Source organism: Paraburkholderia sediminicola (assembly GCF_046026675.1).
GTDB lineage: Bacteria > Pseudomonadota > Gammaproteobacteria > Burkholderiales > Burkholderiaceae > Paraburkholderia > Paraburkholderia sediminicola_F.
On the sequence record NZ_JAQQEY010000001.1, the window covers coordinates 1048946 to 1067056 of the forward strand.

The 18111-nt window shown below is 62.7% G+C and carries 15 protein-coding genes; 8 read left to right on the forward strand and 7 right to left on the reverse strand.

Annotation, left to right across the window (positions count from 1 at the left end):
* Positions 1-118: 118 nt before the first annotated feature.
* The 5 genes from PQQ86_RS04565 to PQQ86_RS04585 form a co-directional block, all read right to left on the reverse strand.
* Positions 119-2479, reverse strand: a complete 2361-nt coding sequence (locus tag PQQ86_RS04565; RefSeq protein WP_408265123.1) for a bifunctional diguanylate cyclase/phosphodiesterase — start codon at positions 2477-2479, stop codon at positions 119-121.
* Positions 2480-2948: 469 nt separating this feature from the next.
* Positions 2949-3860 carry a PhzF family phenazine biosynthesis protein gene (locus PQQ86_RS04570; protein ID WP_408265124.1) on the reverse strand — a complete coding sequence of 304 codons (912 nt, stop codon included), beginning with the start codon at positions 3858-3860 and terminating at the stop codon, positions 2949-2951.
* Positions 3861-4042: 182 nt separating this feature from the next.
* Entirely contained in the window at positions 4043-4507 is a 465-nt protein-coding gene (locus PQQ86_RS04575) for a RidA family protein (protein WP_154558985.1), read from the reverse strand.
* A 63-nt stretch (positions 4508-4570) separates the two neighbouring features.
* Positions 4571-5767, reverse strand: coding sequence for an aminotransferase-like domain-containing protein (locus tag PQQ86_RS04580; protein WP_408265125.1), 1197 nt, complete (start codon positions 5765-5767; stop codon positions 4571-4573).
* Between the two features lie 75 nt (positions 5768-5842).
* Positions 5843-6532 (reverse strand): VOC family protein, encoded by a 690-nt coding sequence (locus PQQ86_RS04585; protein WP_408265126.1) that lies wholly within the window; start codon positions 6530-6532, stop codon positions 5843-5845.
* A gap of 267 nt (positions 6533-6799) precedes the next feature.
* Here PQQ86_RS04585 and PQQ86_RS04590 point away from each other — a divergent pair, with 267 nt between their 5' ends.
* Positions 6800-8254: an aminotransferase-like domain-containing protein gene (locus PQQ86_RS04590; protein ID WP_408265127.1), complete on the forward strand. Its 1455-nt coding sequence runs from the start codon at positions 6800-6802 to the stop codon at positions 8252-8254.
* Positions 8255-8393: 139 nt separating this feature from the next.
* Positions 8394-10292 carry a molecular chaperone HtpG gene (gene htpG, locus PQQ86_RS04595; protein WP_408265128.1) on the forward strand — a complete coding sequence of 633 codons (1899 nt, stop codon included), beginning with the start codon at positions 8394-8396 and terminating at the stop codon, positions 10290-10292.
* Positions 10293-10435: 143 nt separating this feature from the next.
* Here htpG and PQQ86_RS04600 read toward each other — a convergent pair whose 3' ends face one another.
* Entirely contained in the window at positions 10436-10705 is a 270-nt protein-coding gene (locus PQQ86_RS04600; protein WP_408265129.1) for a hypothetical protein, read from the reverse strand.
* Between the two features lie 272 nt (positions 10706-10977).
* Between PQQ86_RS04600 and PQQ86_RS04605 the strand changes: the two genes are divergently transcribed.
* The gene (locus PQQ86_RS04605; protein ID WP_408265130.1) at positions 10978-12786 is read left to right on the forward strand and encodes a hypothetical protein; all 1809 of its coding nucleotides are present in this window, start codon (positions 10978-10980) and stop codon (positions 12784-12786) included.
* A 112-nt stretch (positions 12787-12898) separates the two neighbouring features.
* Here the strand turns inward: PQQ86_RS04605 and PQQ86_RS04610 are convergent, their stop codons facing one another.
* A complete protein-coding gene (locus tag PQQ86_RS04610; RefSeq protein WP_408265131.1) occupies positions 12899-13405 on the reverse strand; it encodes an OmpA family protein in 507 nt (168 codons plus the stop codon).
* 243 nt (positions 13406-13648) lie between these two features.
* Here PQQ86_RS04610 and PQQ86_RS04615 point away from each other — a divergent pair, with 243 nt between their 5' ends.
* From PQQ86_RS04615 to mctP, 5 genes are all read left to right on the forward strand, one after another.
* On the forward strand, positions 13649-14407 hold the full coding sequence (locus PQQ86_RS04615) for a chorismate--pyruvate lyase family protein (protein ID WP_408265132.1): 759 nt from the start codon (positions 13649-13651) through the stop codon (positions 14405-14407).
* Positions 14407-14880, forward strand: coding sequence for a DNA-deoxyinosine glycosylase (locus tag PQQ86_RS04620; RefSeq protein WP_408265133.1), 474 nt, complete (start codon positions 14407-14409; stop codon positions 14878-14880). The genes PQQ86_RS04615 and PQQ86_RS04620 overlap by 1 nt, the downstream gene beginning before the upstream one ends.
* Entirely contained in the window at positions 14877-15800 is a 924-nt protein-coding gene (locus PQQ86_RS04625; protein ID WP_408265134.1) for a class I SAM-dependent methyltransferase, read from the forward strand. The genes PQQ86_RS04620 and PQQ86_RS04625 overlap by 4 nt, the downstream gene beginning before the upstream one ends.
* A gap of 406 nt (positions 15801-16206) precedes the next feature.
* Complete coding sequence (locus tag PQQ86_RS04630; protein WP_175052778.1) at positions 16207-16446, forward strand: DUF3311 domain-containing protein; 240 nt, start codon at positions 16207-16209, stop codon at positions 16444-16446.
* Positions 16446-17996 carry a monocarboxylate uptake permease MctP gene (gene mctP / locus PQQ86_RS04635; RefSeq protein ID WP_408265135.1) on the forward strand — a complete coding sequence of 517 codons (1551 nt, stop codon included), beginning with the start codon at positions 16446-16448 and terminating at the stop codon, positions 17994-17996. The genes PQQ86_RS04630 and mctP overlap by 1 nt, the downstream gene beginning before the upstream one ends.
* Positions 17997-18111: the final 115 nt, after the last annotated feature.

The following is an 18111-nucleotide window of genomic DNA, read 5'->3' on the forward strand; positions in this document are numbered from 1 at the left end:
GTGAATGTAGCCGGTTTTGCGATGCAGCGGTTGGATAAGCGCGGGGGTGCCGCACCTACTCTTATAGGCTGAAGGCGGTGGCGCGCTTGTGCGTGACAGGCGCCACCGCCGGGCGCATTCAGCTATTGGTGCTCGTGCTGGACACGCTGCTGGTACTGTCGACATCATGCACGGGGCGGTGACCCTTCATGCCGCACACGCCAAAGCGTTCGAGCAACGCCGGAATTGCTTCGACCGGCACCGGACGCGAGAACAGGAAACCCTGCGCCTCGATATGGCCGAGCGCGGCGAGCCACGCGATCTGCTCTTCGGTCTCGGTGCCTTCGACCACCACCGTGAGTCCGAGCGAACGCGCCAGGTTGACGATCGCGGTGACCATCACGCAGACGCTGCGGTCGCCGGGAATCGCCTGGACGAACGAACGGTCCACCTTCAGCGTGTCGACCGAGAAGCGGTTCAGGTAGGACAGCGACGAATAGCCTGTGCCGAAGTCGTCGAGCGCGATGCGCACGCCGAGGCGCTTCAACGCGAAGATTTTCTCCGACACGAGTTCGGGATATTCCATCATCGCCGTCTCGGTGATTTCGAGTTCGAGGCGGCGCGCGGAGATGCCGCTTTCCTCGATCGCGTGCGAGATGGTTTCGTACAGATCGCCGCGCCAGAATTGCACCGCGGAGATGTTCACCGCGAGCGAGAGCGTGTCGTAGCCCTGTTGCTGCCACAACGCCAGTTGGCGGCACGCGGTCTCGATCACGAAGTCGCCGATGGGCACGATCAAGCCGGTCGATTCGGCGACCGGAATGAATTCGTTGGCCGGAATCAAACCGTGTTGCGGATGATTCCAGCGCACCAGCGCTTCGAAACCGGTGATGCAGCGGCGCGTCAGATCGATCTTCGGCTGATAGGCGAGGAACAGCTGGCCTTCGGCGAGCGCGACGCGCAGTTGCTGCTCCCACTTCATCAAATGGTCCGCGCGGTGCGACAACTGCGGCGAATAGAACTGGTAGCAGTTCTTGCCCGCGTCTTTCGCGCTGTACATCGCGAGGTCGGCTTTTTTCAGCAGGTCGATCTCGCTCTCGTTGGCGACCGAGTAGAGCGCGATGCCGATGCTCGCGTGCAGCACGAACGAACTGCCGCGCACTTCGAAAGGCTTGGAGAACGCCTCGGCTGCCGCTTCGGCGAGGGTGACGGCGCGCTTCTCGACGTCGTCGCCCTTGATCACTACGACGAACTCGTCGCCGCCGATGCGGCTCAAGGCGCCGCCGTCGCCGACCGCGGTGGCGAGGCGCGAGGCCGTCATTTGCAACACGATGTCGCCTGCGTTGTGGCCTAACGTGTCGTTGACGGTCTTGAAGTTGTCCAGGTCGATGAAGAGGATTGCGAGGCGCCCGAGATTGGAATGCTGCGCGACGTCGTGCCGCAGTGTTTGCAGCGTCGCATAGCGATTGCGCAGACCGGTCAGCAGATCGTACTCGACCAGATGCGTCATCTCGCGCTCGCGTCCGAGCAGCTTGCCGATCAAGCCGGTGGCCACCGCGAAGAAACTCAGCATGGCGAGCGAGATGAAGCCCGCCATCAGCAGGTAGACGTTGCGCGTGTGGTTGTAGTCGGCGAATTCTTCGGCTTGCGACAGACCGACTAGCACGCCAAGCGGGTAGCCGTCGATATGCCGGTACGAGACGATACGCGTGACGTTGTCGATCGAATCGACGTAGGTGCCCGACACATGCTCCGAGGTCGGATACGAGCCGCTTGCCGAGAACGAACCGTTAGCGCTGTCGGCGCTACCCGTGCGGCGCGCCAGCACCGTACCGTTGTCCGAGATCACAGCGATCACGCCCTCACGACCAATGGCCGCGTTGTTGTAGAAGTCGCTGGTGAAATAGCTCGGGTCCTCGGAGACCACCACGACGCCGGCGAACGAGCCGTCGGGATGATTCAGACGCCGCGTCATCTGCAAGGTCCAATGGCCTGATACGCGGCCGAGCACCGGCTTGCTGATATACAACTGGTCGTCGTTTTCGTGTTCGTGGACCTTGAAGTGTTCGCGGTCCGACAGATCGATGTGTTTGGGATTGAGTTCAGCCGTGTTGGCGATCAGCGTGCCGTGCTCGTCGATCAGCGAAACCTGCACCAGTGTCTCGCTTTGCACCACACCTTTTTCCACCGTGCTGGCGAGATCGAAATGATCCGGCGTTTTTTCGAACTCGTATTTGACGAAGCGGGTGATCTGGTCGACCTGGTGAATCGCCTTGACGGTGTGCTGTTCCAGTGCCGCGGAGAGAATCGCGGCAGAGGCCATCGCCTCGCGATTCGTGGCTTCTTTTTCAACCGAAAGGCGCGCGAAGATCACAGTCCAAAGCAGGATCAGCACCAGCACACCGAGCGCCGGAATGGCGAGCAAGGCACGGCGGCGCGACACGGCAGGGTCGCGGCGGGGTTTGGCTTCGCGCTGGTCGGAGAAGCGGAACTGGCTCATCGGGCGGCCCGTTCCCTGGTGCCGGCCAGTTGCAACTGCGCGAGCATTGACTGCGCTAATTTCATGGGTGGCTGCATGGTGACCAAGGTGCCGGGACTGCTGCGCAGGGGAAGGGAGCGTGGCGTCGTGCCTGACCATCCGCAGGTCATCGGGTACGTTTCGATATTACTTAATGCCACTGGATTAAGGAAGAGTCCTCGCATCGGGTATACGCGGGCGCGACAGGCCGTCCCGGCCGGCTGGATTCGCAGCCGGCGCAGCCAGCCATGGGGCTGCGGCCTGGCACTCGTTTTCGAATATTTCATCGGGATATGGAATTCAGGTGTGCCAGGCCTCGCGTCATGCATGGCGCATTAATCGCGCAAAAGGTGCGGCATTTTGTTGTTAAGCGTGGCCTGAAGCGGCAAAACACGGCTGGCGTTCAGCGGCAGGCCGGCGTGCGCAAACCTGCAATCGAGCACCGCGCCGTTCATGGCAAGCGGAACGTGCCGTCGACGATCGTCACCGACGGCCCACCGATCCACGTTTTGCCGGCTGCATCGTCGTAGTGCACCGAAACGTTGCCGGCACGGCCCAACACGGTGCCCTGGCGGGCCGTGTAGTGTGCGCCAGGGCGCAACTGCTGGGCGCTCAGCAGGCCCGCGAGCGCGGCGTTCGCGCTGCCCGTTACCGGATCTTCGCCGACGCCGAAGCGGCCGCCTGCCATCAGGCAGCGCACCTCGAAGGTGGCCGGGCCGTCAGCGCCGTGCGGTCCATAGACGGCGAGGCCGTGGGTGTCCATTGCATGGACGAGGTCAGCGAGCGCGGCGGCATCGGGTTCGAGCGCGAGGCAGTCGCGCGCTGAATTGACCCGTACCACGAGCCATGGCGCACCGTTGTCGACCGCGCAGGGCGTCGCGCTGAAGTCGATCGCGTCGCTACGCAAAGCCGTAGTGAGCGCCGCGTACCGATCCTGGGGAAGCGCTGTGACGCGTGCGGGCGGTGCCGCGAATGCCCACGTGTCCTGTGCTTCACCGGTCGATTCAGCCGTAGCCTTCAGCGCCTTCAATTCGACGAGACCCACGCCGCATTGCTGCACCAGCTTGCCGGCCTGTTTCGGCTTGTAGCCGCTTTCGAGCAGCGCATGGGCGGTGCCGAGCGTCGGATGACCGGCGAACGGCAATTCGCCATGCGTCGTGAAGATACGCACGCGATAGTCGGCGGCCGGGTCGGTCGGCTTCAGCAGGAAGGTCGTTTCGGAAAGATTGGTCCAGTGCGCGATGGCCTGCATCTGGTCCGCATCAAGTGCATCGGCATCGAACACGACTGCAAGCGGATTGCCTTTGAACGGCACCGACGTGAACACGTCGACTTGTTTAAAACGAGCGGTGTGAGCGGTCATCAGGCGCAGTCCGGCGAATCCAGCAGATTGATAGGGTTCGCGGATTCTATCTGGTGACAAAGGAACGATCTACCTCGCCACAAATGCAAAAACGCGCCGCAGGTGACAGACACCTCGCGACGCGTTCAGTACGCTCGGGACGACCGGCCGGGCGAACCGGCAGCCGAACCTGTTGGCGGTTGTTATTCGACTTCGGCGATCATCTCGATCTCGACGCACGCGCCGAGCGGAATCTGCGCCACGCCGAACGCCGAGCGCGCATGTTTGCCACGCTCGCCGAACACGTCCGCGATCAGTTCGGAGGCGCCGTTGGTCACCAGATGCTGCTCGGTGAACTCGAGCGTCGAGTTGACGAGGCTCATCAGCTTGACGATGCGCGTGACGCGGTTCAGGTCGCCCACATGCGTATGCAGCGTGGCGAGCAGGTCGATCGCGATGGAGCGCGCGGCGGCCTTGCCTTCTTCGGTGGTTAGGGTGGCGCCGAGCTTGCCGGCCCACACCTTGCCGTCTTTCTTCGCGATGTGGCCCGACAGGTACACCGTGTTGCCGCTTTGCGCGCTCATCACATAGGCGGCTGCCGGCGCGCCTGCGCTCGGCAGTTCGATGCCCAGTTCCTTAAGCTTGTCGTACACATTTGATTGAGCCATGGTGTGTCCTTGGTCGGTAGTGAACAGTAATGAAATTCGGTGGCGCGGGTTGGTCGGGACAGCTTAGACCTTCGCGCGGATCAGCGCCGCGAGACGCGATACGCCTTCGTCGATCTTGGCCGGCGGCACCGTGACGAACGACAGGCGCAGCGTATTGTGCTGGGCTTCGCTCGCGAAGAACGGACCGCCCGGCACGAACGCGACATTCTGCGCGACGGCTTCTTCGAGCAGCTTCATGCTGTCGATCTGGGGGGGCAGATTCACCCACACGAACATGCCGCCTTCCGGACGGTTCCAGCTTACGCCTTCCGGCATGTAGCGTTCGAGCGAGGCCAGCATCGCCGCGCATTGATCGCGGTACAGCTCGCGAATGGTCGGCACGTGCGTGTCGAGGAAGCCGTCCTTGATCACTTCGTACACGATGCGTTGCGTGAAGCTCGGCGTGTGCAGATCGGTGGCTTGCTTGGCCTGCACGAGCTTGAAGATCAACTCTTCGGGCGCAATGATGTAGCCGACCCGCAGGCCAGGCGCCAGCACTTTCGAGAACGAACCGAGATGGACGATGTGATCCGGCGCCATCGACAGCATGGTGGGCAGCGGTTCACCCGCGTAGTCGAGCGCGCCGTAGGGATCGTCTTCGATCACCGGGAACGGCGCGGTCTTTGCAAACGCGGCCAACGCGCGGCGGCGTTCGATCGGCAGGCGGCGGCCCGTCGGATTCTGGAAATTCGGTTGCGCGTAAAGGAGGCGTGCGCCGGCCGTCAGCTCGGGGGCGAGCGCTTCGGGAATCAGGCCTTGCTCGTCGGTCGGCACTTGCACGTAGCGTGGCTCGTACATCGAGAACGATTGCAGCGCGCCGAGGTAAGTCGGCGTTTCGACCAGCACGGGGCTGTCCGGGCACACCAGTACTTTGCCGAGCAGATCGAGCGCTTGCTGCGAGCCGGTCGTGATCAGTACCTGCGAAGGACGAATCTGCGCGCCGTTCACCGAATAGCGTTGCGCGATCCATTCACGCAGCGGCAGATAGCCTTCGGTCGCGCTGTATTGCAACGCCGCGGCGGGCGCGTCGCGCAGAATGCGGTCGGATGCTTCACGCATGCGCTCGGCCGGGAAGGTCGCCGGCGAGGGCAGCCCGCCCGCGAACGAGATGACTTCGGGCCGTTCCGTGACCTTCAGGATCTCGCGGATCGCCGAGCTCGTGAGCTTGCGTGCGCGTTCGGACAGTTGCCACGTGGGGGCTTTCAAGTCGCTTTGGTCCATGGTCTCCTCTGCTGGTATCTCTGGAACCGGTCAAAACTTCAATTATCGCGCGAGTTGACGGCCCACGCGCGCTGCCTATTTAAGGGTCCGTAGACCCTCGGGTGTTTCAAACTCGGCGACGAGCGCCGCTGCGCCTTCCGTGGACTCGAGCGCGATCAGGTGCGCCGCGCCCAGCCAGTGCAATTGCGCAGCGATCGTGTCGGCCTGCGGATGTGCTGCTTTCAAGGCTTTCAGCGCGATATCCGTTTCCGGCAGGATCGCCGACGGGTGCCGCGGCGTGTCCCACTGGATCAGCGTCGGCAGTACACCGTCGCCGGCGCCTTGCCACGCGGGGAAGGCGCCATCGTCAGGCACCGACAGGCTCCACCTGAAATCGCCGCGCGTCATCGGCACGATCGGTGCGATGCGCAGCGGATACTGCGTCTGCCACGCCGCAAGCTGCTTCGGCCGGTCGACTCGGGCGACCCAGTGCGACAGGTACGGCCCTTTTTCGAGCCGCGTTTGCGTTGCAGGGTCGTCGAGGGCGAACAGGCGGGCACGGGACGCGGCGCCATCCGCGGGTTCTGCTGCCTGCGGGTCGACCGCGATGACTTCCAGATACACGCCGCCCCACAGATTCAGCAGACGATTGTGCGTGCGCATCAGCGGATGCGCGCCGCCGCCGGCCGGTGCGATGCCGAGCGTGTCGGCAACGTACTGCGTGCCCTCGTCGAGGGTACGGGCGGAAATCACGAGGTGATCGAGACGGAGCGAATGGGCAGTCATGGCGGATCAGGAAATCGGTTTCTGCGGTAAGCCGGAACGCGCGCCGGGTGCGGCAGCAGCGTTGCCGGGGTCGTAAGCATAACCGTTTGCCGGGTCGGCGGGCCAGGCGGATGGCGTTTGGGCGGGTCTTGCCCGAGGTCGCTCGTGAGCGGCGGGATGCAACCCGGGCCGCTTCATCATCCGTTGCTTATCTTAAATGTAGCGGCGGCGACCGGCACAGTAACGGTACAATCGACTCGATACCGTTCGGTACAGTTGGAGCCCGTTATGTCCGTCCCGCTTACCCAGATTCCCACGCCTCACGATACGACTTCGCTGACGCTGGTCGAACAGCTCGTCCAGTGGGCGCGCCGCCGCATCGAGGAGCGCGTGTTCCGTCCCGGCATGCGCATGCCGTCGATCCGCAAGCTGGCGCTGGACAAGGGCGTATCGCGCTTCACTGTGGTCGAGGCGTATGAGCGGCTGGTGGCGCAGGGCTACCTGGAGTCGCGGCGCGGTTCTGGCTTCTATGTGCGCGAACGATTGGGCGCTACGCCTACGGCCGAGATCCGCACGATCGCCGCAGCGGCGCCTGCGCCCGCCACGATCGATGTCGTCTGGCTACTGCGCAACATGTTGCATACGGGCGCGCGCCCCGAGCGCAGTCCGGGCCTCGGCTACTTGCCGGGCCGCTGGCTCGACGGCGATCTGATCACCAACGCGCTGCGCACGCTGGGCCGGCAAAGCGGTGCGCAGATGCTCGGCATCGGCACGCCGCAAGGTTTTTTGCCGCTGCGCCAACAGTTGCAGACGCGGCTGGAGGAGCTGGAAATCGGTGCTTCGCCGGATCAGATCGTGATGGTCTCCGGCATCACCCAGGCGATCGATCTGATTTCGCGGATTTACGTGAAGCCGGGCGATGCGGTGATCGTCGGCGATCCGGCCTGGTTTCAGATGTTCGGGCGCTTCGCGTCGCAAGGCGCACGGCTGGTCGGTATGCCGTACACGCCGGATGGACCGGATCTCGACGCGCTTGAGTCGCTCGTCGAGACCTGGCGGCCGAAAATGCTGGTGATCAATTCGGTGTTGCAGAATCCCACCGGCACCTCGCTCACGCCCGCTCAAGCGTTCCGCATTCTGCGTCTCGCCGAGGCCTACGATTTCATCGTCGTCGAAGACGATATTTACGGCGATCTGTGCCCGCCGAGCTATCCAGGCACGCGACTCGCGAGCCTCGACCAGTTGAAGCGCGTGATCTACCTGAGCAGCTTTTCGAAGACGCTCGCGCCCAATCTCCGCGTGGGTTTTATCGCTTGCGCGCCTGAAGTGGCCACGGCCGTCAGCGATCAGAAAATGCTGGTCGGCATGACGAGTCCCGAACTGAACGAGCGCGTGCTCTACAAGATTCTCACTGAGGGCCATTACCGCCGGCACGTCGAGCGGCTGCGCGCGCGGCTCGACGGCGTGCGCGAAAAATCGGTGCGGATGCTCGAAAAGACCGGCATGAAGCTGTTTCTGACGCCCGCGGCGGGCATGTTCCTGTGGGCGGATACGGGCGTCGATGCGAGCGCGCTCGCGGCCGCCGGCCACGAAGAAGGTTTTCTGCTGACGCCTGGCAGTCTGTTTTCTCCGTTGCAATCGCCCACCACGTGGATGCGCTTCAACATCGCCAACTGCGGCGATCCTGAGCTGTCGACGTTCCTGTGCCGCTATCTCGACAGCGTCGCGCGACGCGCCTCTTGAAACCGTGCCGGGCCGCCCCAACTTAGCGACGACACGGCAATCCGGCCATGCGGCGGCACGGCCCCAGCGGCCCAGGCGGCCCGCGGCCGTGCGCCACGCCTGACTAGAACCCCATTCGTAACAGAGAGGAAGTCCGACCATGGCACAAGAAACCATGAGCTTTCAGGCAGAAGTTAAACAACTTCTGCACCTGATGATCCATTCGCTGTACAGCAACAAAGAGATCTTTCTGCGCGAGCTGATTTCGAACGCGTCCGACGCGGCCGACAAGCTGCGCTTCGAAGCGATCGAAAACAGCGCGCTGTACGAAAACGATCCGAATCTGCGGATTCGCGTGTCGTACGACAAGGCCGCACGCACCATCACGCTCGACGACAACGGCATCGGCATGAGCCGTGACGAAGCGATCGCCAACCTCGGCACGATTGCGCGCTCGGGCACCAAGGAATTCTTCGGCAAGCTCTCCGGCGACCAGCAGAAAGATGCGGCGCTGATCGGTCAGTTTGGCGTAGGCTTTTACTCGGGCTTCATCGTCGCGGACAGGATCACGGTCGAAACCCGCCGTGCCGGTTTGCCGGCCTCGGAAGGCGTGCGCTGGGAAAGCGCAGGCGAGGGTGATTTTGCGGTCGAGCAGATCGAGCGCGCCGCGCGCGGTACGACCATCACGCTGCATCTGCGCGCCGATGAAGACGAGCTGCTGTCGTCGCATCGTCTGAAGTCGATCATCCAGAAGTATTCGGACCACGTCGCGTTGCCCATCCTGATGGCGAAGGAAGAGTGGGACGCTGAAAAGAGCGAGATGGTCACGAAGGACGAGGACGAGACCGTCAACCAGGCGAGCGCGCTGTGGACCCGTTCGAAGAACGACATTACCGAAGAGCAGTATAAGCAGTTCTACCAGCACCTCTCGCATGATCACCAGGATCCGCTGACGTGGACGCATAACCGCGTTGAAGGCCGCAGCGAATACACGCAACTGCTGTACGTGCCGACGCATGCGCCGTTCGACATGTTCAACCGCGATCATCGCGCCGGCCTGAAGCTGTACGTGAAGCGCGTGTTCATCATGGACGACGCCGAGCAACTGCTGCCGGGCTATCTGCGTTTCGTGAGGGGCGTGGTCGATTCGGCGGATCTGCCGTTGAACGTGTCGCGCGAAATCCTGCAGGAAAGCCGCGACGTGAAGGCGATTCGCGAAGGCGTAACCAAGCGTTCGCTGTCAATGCTCGAAGAATTGGCGAACGCTGAGAACGACGCCGATAAGGAAAAGTACGCCGGCTTCTGGAAGGAATTCGGTCAGGTGCTGAAGGAGGGCATCGGCGAAGACTTCGCCAATCGCGAGCGTATTGCGAAGCTGGTGCGTTTCGCGTCGACGCATACGGAATCGCCGGAGCAAACAGTCTCGCTCGCCGATTACGTTGCGCGGATGAAGCCCGAGCAAACGAAGATCTACTACGTGACGGCCGACACCTGGCAGGCCGCGACCCACAGCCCGCATCTTGAGGTGTTCCGCAAGAAGGGCGTGGAAGTCCTGCTGCTGACCGATCGCGTCGATGAGTGGATGCTGTCGTTCCTGAACGAATTCGACGGCAAGCCGCTGCAAAGCGTCGCGCGCGGCGATCTCGATCTGGGCGCGCTGAATGACGAAGAAAAGCAGGCGCAGGAGAAGGTCGGCGAAGAGTTCAAGCCGCTTGTCGACAAGATGAAAGAAGCGCTGAAGGACAAGGCCAAGGACGTGCGCTTGACGTTCCGTCTGACCGATTCGCCGTCCTGCCTCGTGGCCGACGATGGCGAAATGAGCGGCTATCTACAACGTATGCTGAAGGCGGCAGGCCAGGAAGCACCGTCGTTCCACCCGATTCTCGAAGTGAATCCGGAGCATGCGCTGGTGAAGGGCTTGCATGCGGACAGCGCGAATTTCGATGACTGGTGTCATCTGTTGTTCGATCAGGCTTTGCTTGCTGAAGGCGGCGCGCTGGAAGATCCGGCAAGCTTTGTGAAGCGTACCAACGCGTTGTTGCTGGTGCGTGCGGGTTGAGCTTTCGAGTTTGAATTGAGCCTGGACCGGCGTTGTTCTGACGCTTGTGATTGAAAAAATGCGCTGCCTTGGCAGCGCATTTTTTTTGTCTACTTTCCCGGCGCAGGTTTTGCGCCGGGACTTAAGTGGGTAACGGTGACGTCTTAATGCGCGGGCGCCTGACCATGCGAATGCCGCATTTGCGATAGCACGGAGCCAGCGAGTTCCTTTGCTTCCGGGCACGCGAGGTGATCGGCCAGTACTTTCGCCGCGAGACTGCCGATCGCCGCGCTGGTCTGTTTCGATGTGTGATGCTGCGCGAGCGCCGAACCGGCGAGTTCCTTTTCCAGATACAAGGCGCCCGGGCGCCGTAGGACGACCGCCGCCAGATGAGCAATGCGGTCAGAAGTTTCTTTTGAGTTCGTAGTGGTCAAACCTTTGCTCCTGTGTGTTTGTTGTCGATCCGGACGATTTTGTGAGCCATTAAAAATCGGCCGGAAAATAATTATGGTTAACTAATCAAATATATTCAACAACACTATATTGAGATTGATTTGTGAGATGTGATGGCGCGCATTTGTCTTATGCTCGTGCGATCAAAATTCGGATGCGTAGGGGGATTGTTTGCAATCTCTAAGCCATTTATGCACCGAGTCTTATTTCTGCGATTGCGCGTTCCCGCGTCGCGACAACTCTCTGTATTCCTATGTCCGATTCCACCTTGGTGAAACCCGCCGATCCCGTGTTCATTCTGTGGTCAATCTTGCGCGAGCAAAATTTTGATGCCGCTGAGCGACGAGCCCTTGAACTCGTCGCAGAGGGTCTCACGCCGCAATTGCACGCAGATCTGTGCGCGAGTGCGGGGCGGTTCGAAGCGGCGTATCACAGTGCATCGCAGGCGCAGGCGCAGGCGGCAGCGAACGGCGCGCGTTATGCCCGGTTAGCCCTGTTCGCCGACGCACTCGGCCGCGCTGACGCCGCGCAGCGCAACAGCGAGTCGGCGGTAACCGCCCAACCGTCGGCAGCGACGCTCGAATGGATCGTCTGGTTGATCGATCGCTGCGGTGCGCATTCGGCGGCGGCACACATGTTGCGCGCGTATGAGCAACGCGAGCCACAGGATGCCCGCGCCCCCTGGTGGTTGGCGATTGCGCTTGCGGCGTCGGCGGATGCGAGTGCGCGAGCCGAGCGTCGCGCGGCGCTGTTACAGGCCTATGTGCTCGATCCGGCGATCCACCCCGCGCTGCCGTTGCAACTCGTGCTGGCTTTCCGTGAGATTCGCGATTGGCCCACGGTCGAACGCGTTTGCCGTGAGGTGCTGACACGCAATCCCGCCGATGCAGAAATCGCCTGGCAACTGAGCCATGCGCAATGGCAGTGCAACGACGCCGCCGCGGCCGAGGCAACCATGCGCGCTGTCGATGCCGCAGCGCCCGGCAATGCCCAGGCGCTGGGAGCGATCGGCATGTATCTGGCCGAGCAGGCGCGTTTTGCAGAAAGCGAAGCAGCGCTGCACGCAGCGCTCACGCTCGACCCGTCCGCATCGCAGGCGGCCGTCGATCTGGCCGATCTGAAGCTGAGGCGTGGCGACTGGTCGAGCGCATGGCCGCACTTCGCGGCGCGTCTGACGCGCGACGATCGCGAGCCCAACAACGTTGTGACGGTGATGGAACGGCTGTGTCCGCGCTGGCAGGGTCAACCGCTGGCTGGCAAGACCTTGATCGTGCACAGCGAACAGGGCAACGGCGACGATATCCAGATGGTGCGTTTCGTGCACGAACTGGCGGCGCGCGTAAGCGACGAAGGCGGTCGACTGGTGCTCGCAGTGCGCCGGGCGTTACAGCCGCTGTTTACGCGCTTTTACGCGGATTGCGTGTCCATCGAGGATGGACCGCTCGGCAAGCCCCACTTCGGGCTGCCGATCATGAGCGTGCCGTCGGTGCTTGACTTGCGCCCTGACCAGGTGCGCGGCGGTGCCTATCTGTCTGCCGATGCAAGCCGCGTGGCGACATGGCGCGAGCGGATCAGCGCACGGGGTGGGGAGGCGACGGGATTGCATGTCGGCCTCGTCTGGTCGGGCAGCCCGACGCATCGTCGTGACGCGAAGCGATCGATTCCACTTGTTGCGCTGGCTCCGGTGCTCACGCTTCCCCATATTGTGTTCCATCCGCTGACGCCGGGCCGTGACGCCGATGTGGCGGCGCTGAGCAGAGAGGGGTATCGCGTTTGCGATTTGACTGAGCACTATCAGGCCGGTTTCGACGACGTGGCCGCGTACGTGAGCGCGCTCGATGCGGTGCTCACCATCGACAGTGCGCCGTTGCATCTGGGCGGCGCGCTAGGGCGCCCGGTGCTGGCGATGCTCGATCACGTGTCGCATTGGGCGTGGGGCAATGAGGAGACGCAACCGTGGTACGACTCGGTTGACCTGTTCCGGCAACCGCGGCCGGGTGCATGGGAGCCGGTGGTCGAGCGCGTGGCGGCTCGTCTGCGGACGATGTCAGCCGCTCGATAGATGTTCGCGAGAGTTGCACTGAAACTGCAAAGTCGCATCAAAAAGACCGCACACGTAGAAACGCCCGCATGACGCGGGCGTTTTTTCGAACCTCACATCAGGCGGCAAACGCCTACTTCTCCCCCATCAGCGTATCCATCGTTTCGCCGCGCACCACGATCTCGGTGCGCCGGTTCAGCGCGCGCCCTTCGGTCGTATCGTTACTGGCGACGGGGTTGTTGTACGCATACCCCTTCGTCCGGATCCGGTCCATCGCCACGCCGCGCGCCACGAGCGCATAACCTACCGCAGTGGCGCGTGATTCGGAAAGCTGCTGGTTATAGTCGAGCGTGCCGACATTGTCGGTGTAACCTTCGACCAGCACGGGCTTCTTGCTGCGCTTGAGCAGAACGGCCGAACGATTGATCACCGCCGCTGCATCGCCACGCACTTCGGATTTACCGAACTCGAATAGCGCGGCTTCGGGCAGCTTGACGGAAACGCCATTGGCAACCGGCGTCACCTCGATGCCAACAGCCCTGTTCAACGATGTTTCTTTGTCGCGGTTCAGTGGCGCCGCGCAACCCGCCATCAGCACCACAGACATTGCGCACGCCGAAGCGCTCAGGAACGTTTTCATGGTTCTTTATCTCCTTCAATATCCGATCACATGGCACGCCCTTCGATCGCGGGCGGACCGTCGACTTGTTAAAGCACGAAGGTTGTATCGCGCGTCGCTGGATGAGGAGAATCGGAACTGTCTGAAATCGATACGCTGATTGAGGCGGTTCCGTCTGGTATGGCGATCGACTGACGTTCCTGACAGGACGGCAGGAGGGGGGCTCACGATCCTCTGACAACTGCGCCGTTATAATCCGACACCATGCCTATCCGTTTCGATGCCGCCGACGCCCACTGGCGTGTCGCGCCCTTACCCGGTTTTAGCGCCGCCCAGAAAGACTGGTTGACCCGCGGTGGATCGCTGACCGCGCATCTGCGCACGCTCGGCGCGGTTGCGGTGCGCGTGACGCGCGAAGCCGTCGCGCTGCCGTGGGCCGACGAATACGCCGCGCTCGGCCTCGTGTCGCGTGCGCCGGTATGGGTTCGGGAGGTGGTGTTGTCGGTCGACGGCGTGCCGTTTGTCGCGGCGCATAGTGTCGCGCCGCTGGCCGCGAGCGTCGGCGTATGGCAGGCCACGCGAAGGTTGCGCACGCGGCCGCTCGCCGAGTTGCTCTATAGCGATAGCAGCGTCGCGCGATCGTCGCTGGTGAGCCGCAGGCTAACGGCACGTCATCCGTTGTACCGGTTGGCTGCGGTTGAGATTGGTGGCATGCCGCCGCATGCGCTGGTCGCGCGTCGCTCGGTGTTCGAGCGTCACGGTGCGCCCTTGATGGTCACCGAGTGTATCTTGCCGGCGCTGTGGGCGCATCTGGCGTCTTCGGCCCAAACACCGTCTGCGTATTCAGCGTCCCCCCACGTCTATGCACCGCCGCGCACTCATGTGCGGGAACACGGCCGGCCGCTTGAGCACACGGCATCGCGTTCCCATGGCGCGCCGCGTGCGGAATCGGGACACCTTTCCGAACGGGACGAACGTGAATCCGGGCACGCGCCGGCATCGGACCGTAAGGAAAAACGCTGATGCTGCGCGGCTTTCCTCCCGTCGTCGCGGCGGATACGCACACGCTGATTCTGGGCAGCTTTCCCGGCGAGGCATCGCTGGCCGCGACGCAGTATTACGCGCATCCGCGTAACCAGTTCTGGCGTTTGCTCGGCACGGTGCTCGACGAACCGCTTCACGACCTCGCTTATGAAGAACGGCTACGGAGTCTGCTTTCGCACGGCATCGGCGTGTGGGACGTGCTCGCCGCCTGCGAACGCGAAGGCAGTCTGGACGCCGCGATCCGCAACGCCAGCCCCAACGATTTTGCTTCTCTGCGCGCACACGCGCCGCTGTTGAAGAAAGTCTGCTTCAACGGCAAGACGGCGGGCCGCTTTGCGCCGGTGATCGGCGAAGCGGGCTACGCCACCCTCGTATTGCCTTCGTCGAGTCCGGCGAATGCTATGCTCTCGTTCGACCAAAAATTGCGTCTCTGGCGCGACATCCTTACATGACGAAACTGATCAAGCGCGCCTCGGCTGAAGCCCGTGCTTTCCGCAGCAAAGACGTTGACGCCCACGACACCACGCTGAACAAACAGAAAGCAGTGCGCAATAAAAAGCGTGCGCTGCACGACGACGATCTCCACGACGCGCCGCAAATCGAAGCGCCGCGCAAGCCGCGTTTCGCACCGGTTACGTTCTCGGAAGAGGGCGGCGTGCGTTTTCTGCACTTCGGCACGGAATGGGTGCAAGGCGCAATGCGTCTGCGCAAGCCGGATCACATCGAACTCGAATACGCGCAGCAGATGATGGCCTGGCTGCTGTTCATCGAAACGCCTAAGCGTATCGTCCAGCTTGGTCTCGGCGCAGCAGCACTGACCAAGTTTGCATACCGTTTCCTGAAGCGCGCAAAAGTCGAAGCGGTCGAAGTGAACCCGGCCGTGGTCGTAGCCGCGCGCACGATGTTCGAACTGTCGCACGACGACGCCCGTCTGACTGTGCACGAAATGGACGCATGGGACTTCGTCAACGACCGCGCCAACCACGGCACGATCGGCGCGTTGCAGATCGACGTCTACGATGCCACCGCGCGTGGTCCGGTGCTCGACAGCGTCGGCTTCTACCGCGCGGTGCGCGCGTGCCTGACCGACGCGGGCGTGGTGACGGTGAACCTGTTCGGCGATCATCCGAGCTTCGTGCGCAACATGAAGCGCCTGAACGAAGCCTTCGACGGCCGCGTGGTCGCGCTGCCGGAAGTGCATGACGGCAACCGCATCGCCATCGCGTTCTCGGGCCCGGCGCTCGACGTGCCGTTCACGACGCTGCAAGCGCGTGCGAAGCTGATCGAAGCGGAACTCGGCTTGCCGGCGCGCAAATGGATCAAGGGGCTGCAGGAATCGACCGGACAGAACGGCAGTTCGTTCTCGGTCTGATGTGAAAATGGGTCGGGCCGCTTGAGGCCGCTTGAGGCCGCTTAAGGCTGGTTGAGGCTGTCCGACCCAAGCTTCCCCGTTGCGCTCATGCGACGGTTTCCCAACCGCTTTTCCAGTGCATTCCACGTCCGGTTCGATTCCCCGGACTACCCAGCACGCATGTCGCCCATCGGCGGCCCAGCCCCCGCGTCCAGCCGCCTCGCGGCCGCCCCTCATCTCTGCTAAACCGCCTCCCCGCGCGCCCCAGCGGCACATTTGCGCCTCGGGTCGTCCCTGCTTGACCGGACGTTCTCGGCTCCTATACTCTTTCGAAGCTTTCGGGGTGCCCGTGGCCTACCTGCGACGGGACATCCACCACCCGTCCACACGCGGGCCAACATTTCAATAATAGGGAAGAGGAGACGTCATGGCTCACGACGCCGACGCGAACAAGGCCAGCAAGCACTGGCTCTGGTTGCTGCTGTTGCCCTGGATCGCAATGATCTGGGTGCCGTCATATAACAAGGTCGAACCGCAGCTGTTCGATTTTCCGTTCTTCTACTGGTATCAGCTCCTCTGGGTGTTGATCAGCGCGATCATCACGGCGCTCGTGTACTTCAAGACCAAGACCCGCTCGACGGGCAGCTCGCAAGGGGGCGCACAATAATGAACGCCACCGCAACTTTCGTCTTCGTCCTGTTTTTCATCGGCGTCACCATTCTCGGCTTTGTCGCGGCGCACTGGCGCAAGGGCGACCTGGCCCATCTGGAAGAGTGGGGCCTCGGCGGCCGGCGCTTCGGCACCGTCGTCACGTGGTTCCTGCTGGGCGGCGACCTGTACACCGCTTACACCTTCATCGCTGTGCCGGCGCTGGTGTTCGGTGCGGGTGCAACGGGTTTCTTCGCGCTGCCGTACACGATCCTGATCTATCCGTTCGCGTTCGTCGTGTTCCCGAAACTGTGGAGCATCGCCAAACGTCAGGGTTACGTGACATCGGCCGACTTCGTCTCTGCTCGCTATGGCAGCCGCATGCTGGCGCTGGCGATCGCCGTGACCGGCATTGTCGCGACGATGCCGTACATCGCGCTGCAACTGGTCGGTATCGAAGTGGTGATCGGCGCGCTGGGTTTCGACACCAAGGGCTTCGTCGGCGATCTGCCGCTGATCATCGCGTTCGCGATTCTGGCGGCATACACGTACACGTCGGGCCTGCGCGCGCCGGCCATGATCGCGGTCGTCAAGGACGTGCTGATCTATATCGTGATCTTTGCCGCGATCATCGTGATTCCGCCGCAACTGGGCGGCTTCGGCCATATCTTCAGCGTGGTGCCGGCAGCCAAGCTGCTGCTGAAGGCACCGGACGTGTCGAGCCTGAACGGCTACAGCGCGTACGCGACGCTTGCGGTGGGTTCGGCGCTCGCGCTGTTCCTGTATCCGCACTCGATCACCGCCGTACTGTCGTCGAAGTCGGGTAACACGATCCGCCGCAACATGGCGATGCTGCCGGCCTACTCGCTGGTGCTGGGCCTGCTCGCGCTGCTGGGCTTCATGGCTCTGGCTTCCGGCGTGAAGGACATGCCGGAATTCGCGCCGTACTTCAAGGCGTTCGGCCCGAACTTCGCGGTGCCGGCGCTATTCCTGCACTTCTTCCCGTCGTGGTTCGTCGGCGTAGCCTTCGCGGCGATCGGTATTGGCGCGCTGGTGCCGGCGGCGATCATGTCGATTGCGGCAGCGAATCTGTACACGCGCAACATCCACAAGGAGTTTGTGAACCGCAACATGTCGCATGAGCAGGAGACCAACGTCGCGAAGCTGGTCTCGCTGATCGTCAAGGTCGGCGCGGTCGCGTTCATTCTCGGTCTGCCGCTCACGTACGCGATCCAGCTGCAACTGCTGGGCGGCATCTGGATCATCCAGACGCTGCCGGCCATCGTGCTGGGTCTCTATACGCGTGTCCTCGACTACCGCGGCCTGCTGATTGGCTGGGCGGTCGGTATCGCAACCGGCACGTGGATGGCGATTTCGCTGAAGCTGGCGGGCTCGATCTTCACGATTCACCTGTTCGGCATGGCGATTCCGGGCTACGCGGCCGTGTGGTCGCTGATCGTCAACCTGGTGGTGTCGGTGGTGGTGAGCCTGCTGGTGCGTGTGTTCGGCATGCAGCGCGCCGAGGACCGTACCCGTCCGGAAGATTATCTGGACGTGGTCGAAGGCTAAGTCGGCCGTTCCATCTCGCCGGAAAAGCAACGCCCGCAGACAAAAGTTTGCGGGCGTTTGTCTTTCCGGGGCACTCCAGGGCACGATAGCGGAACCGTCCTTCAAAGCGTCCGTC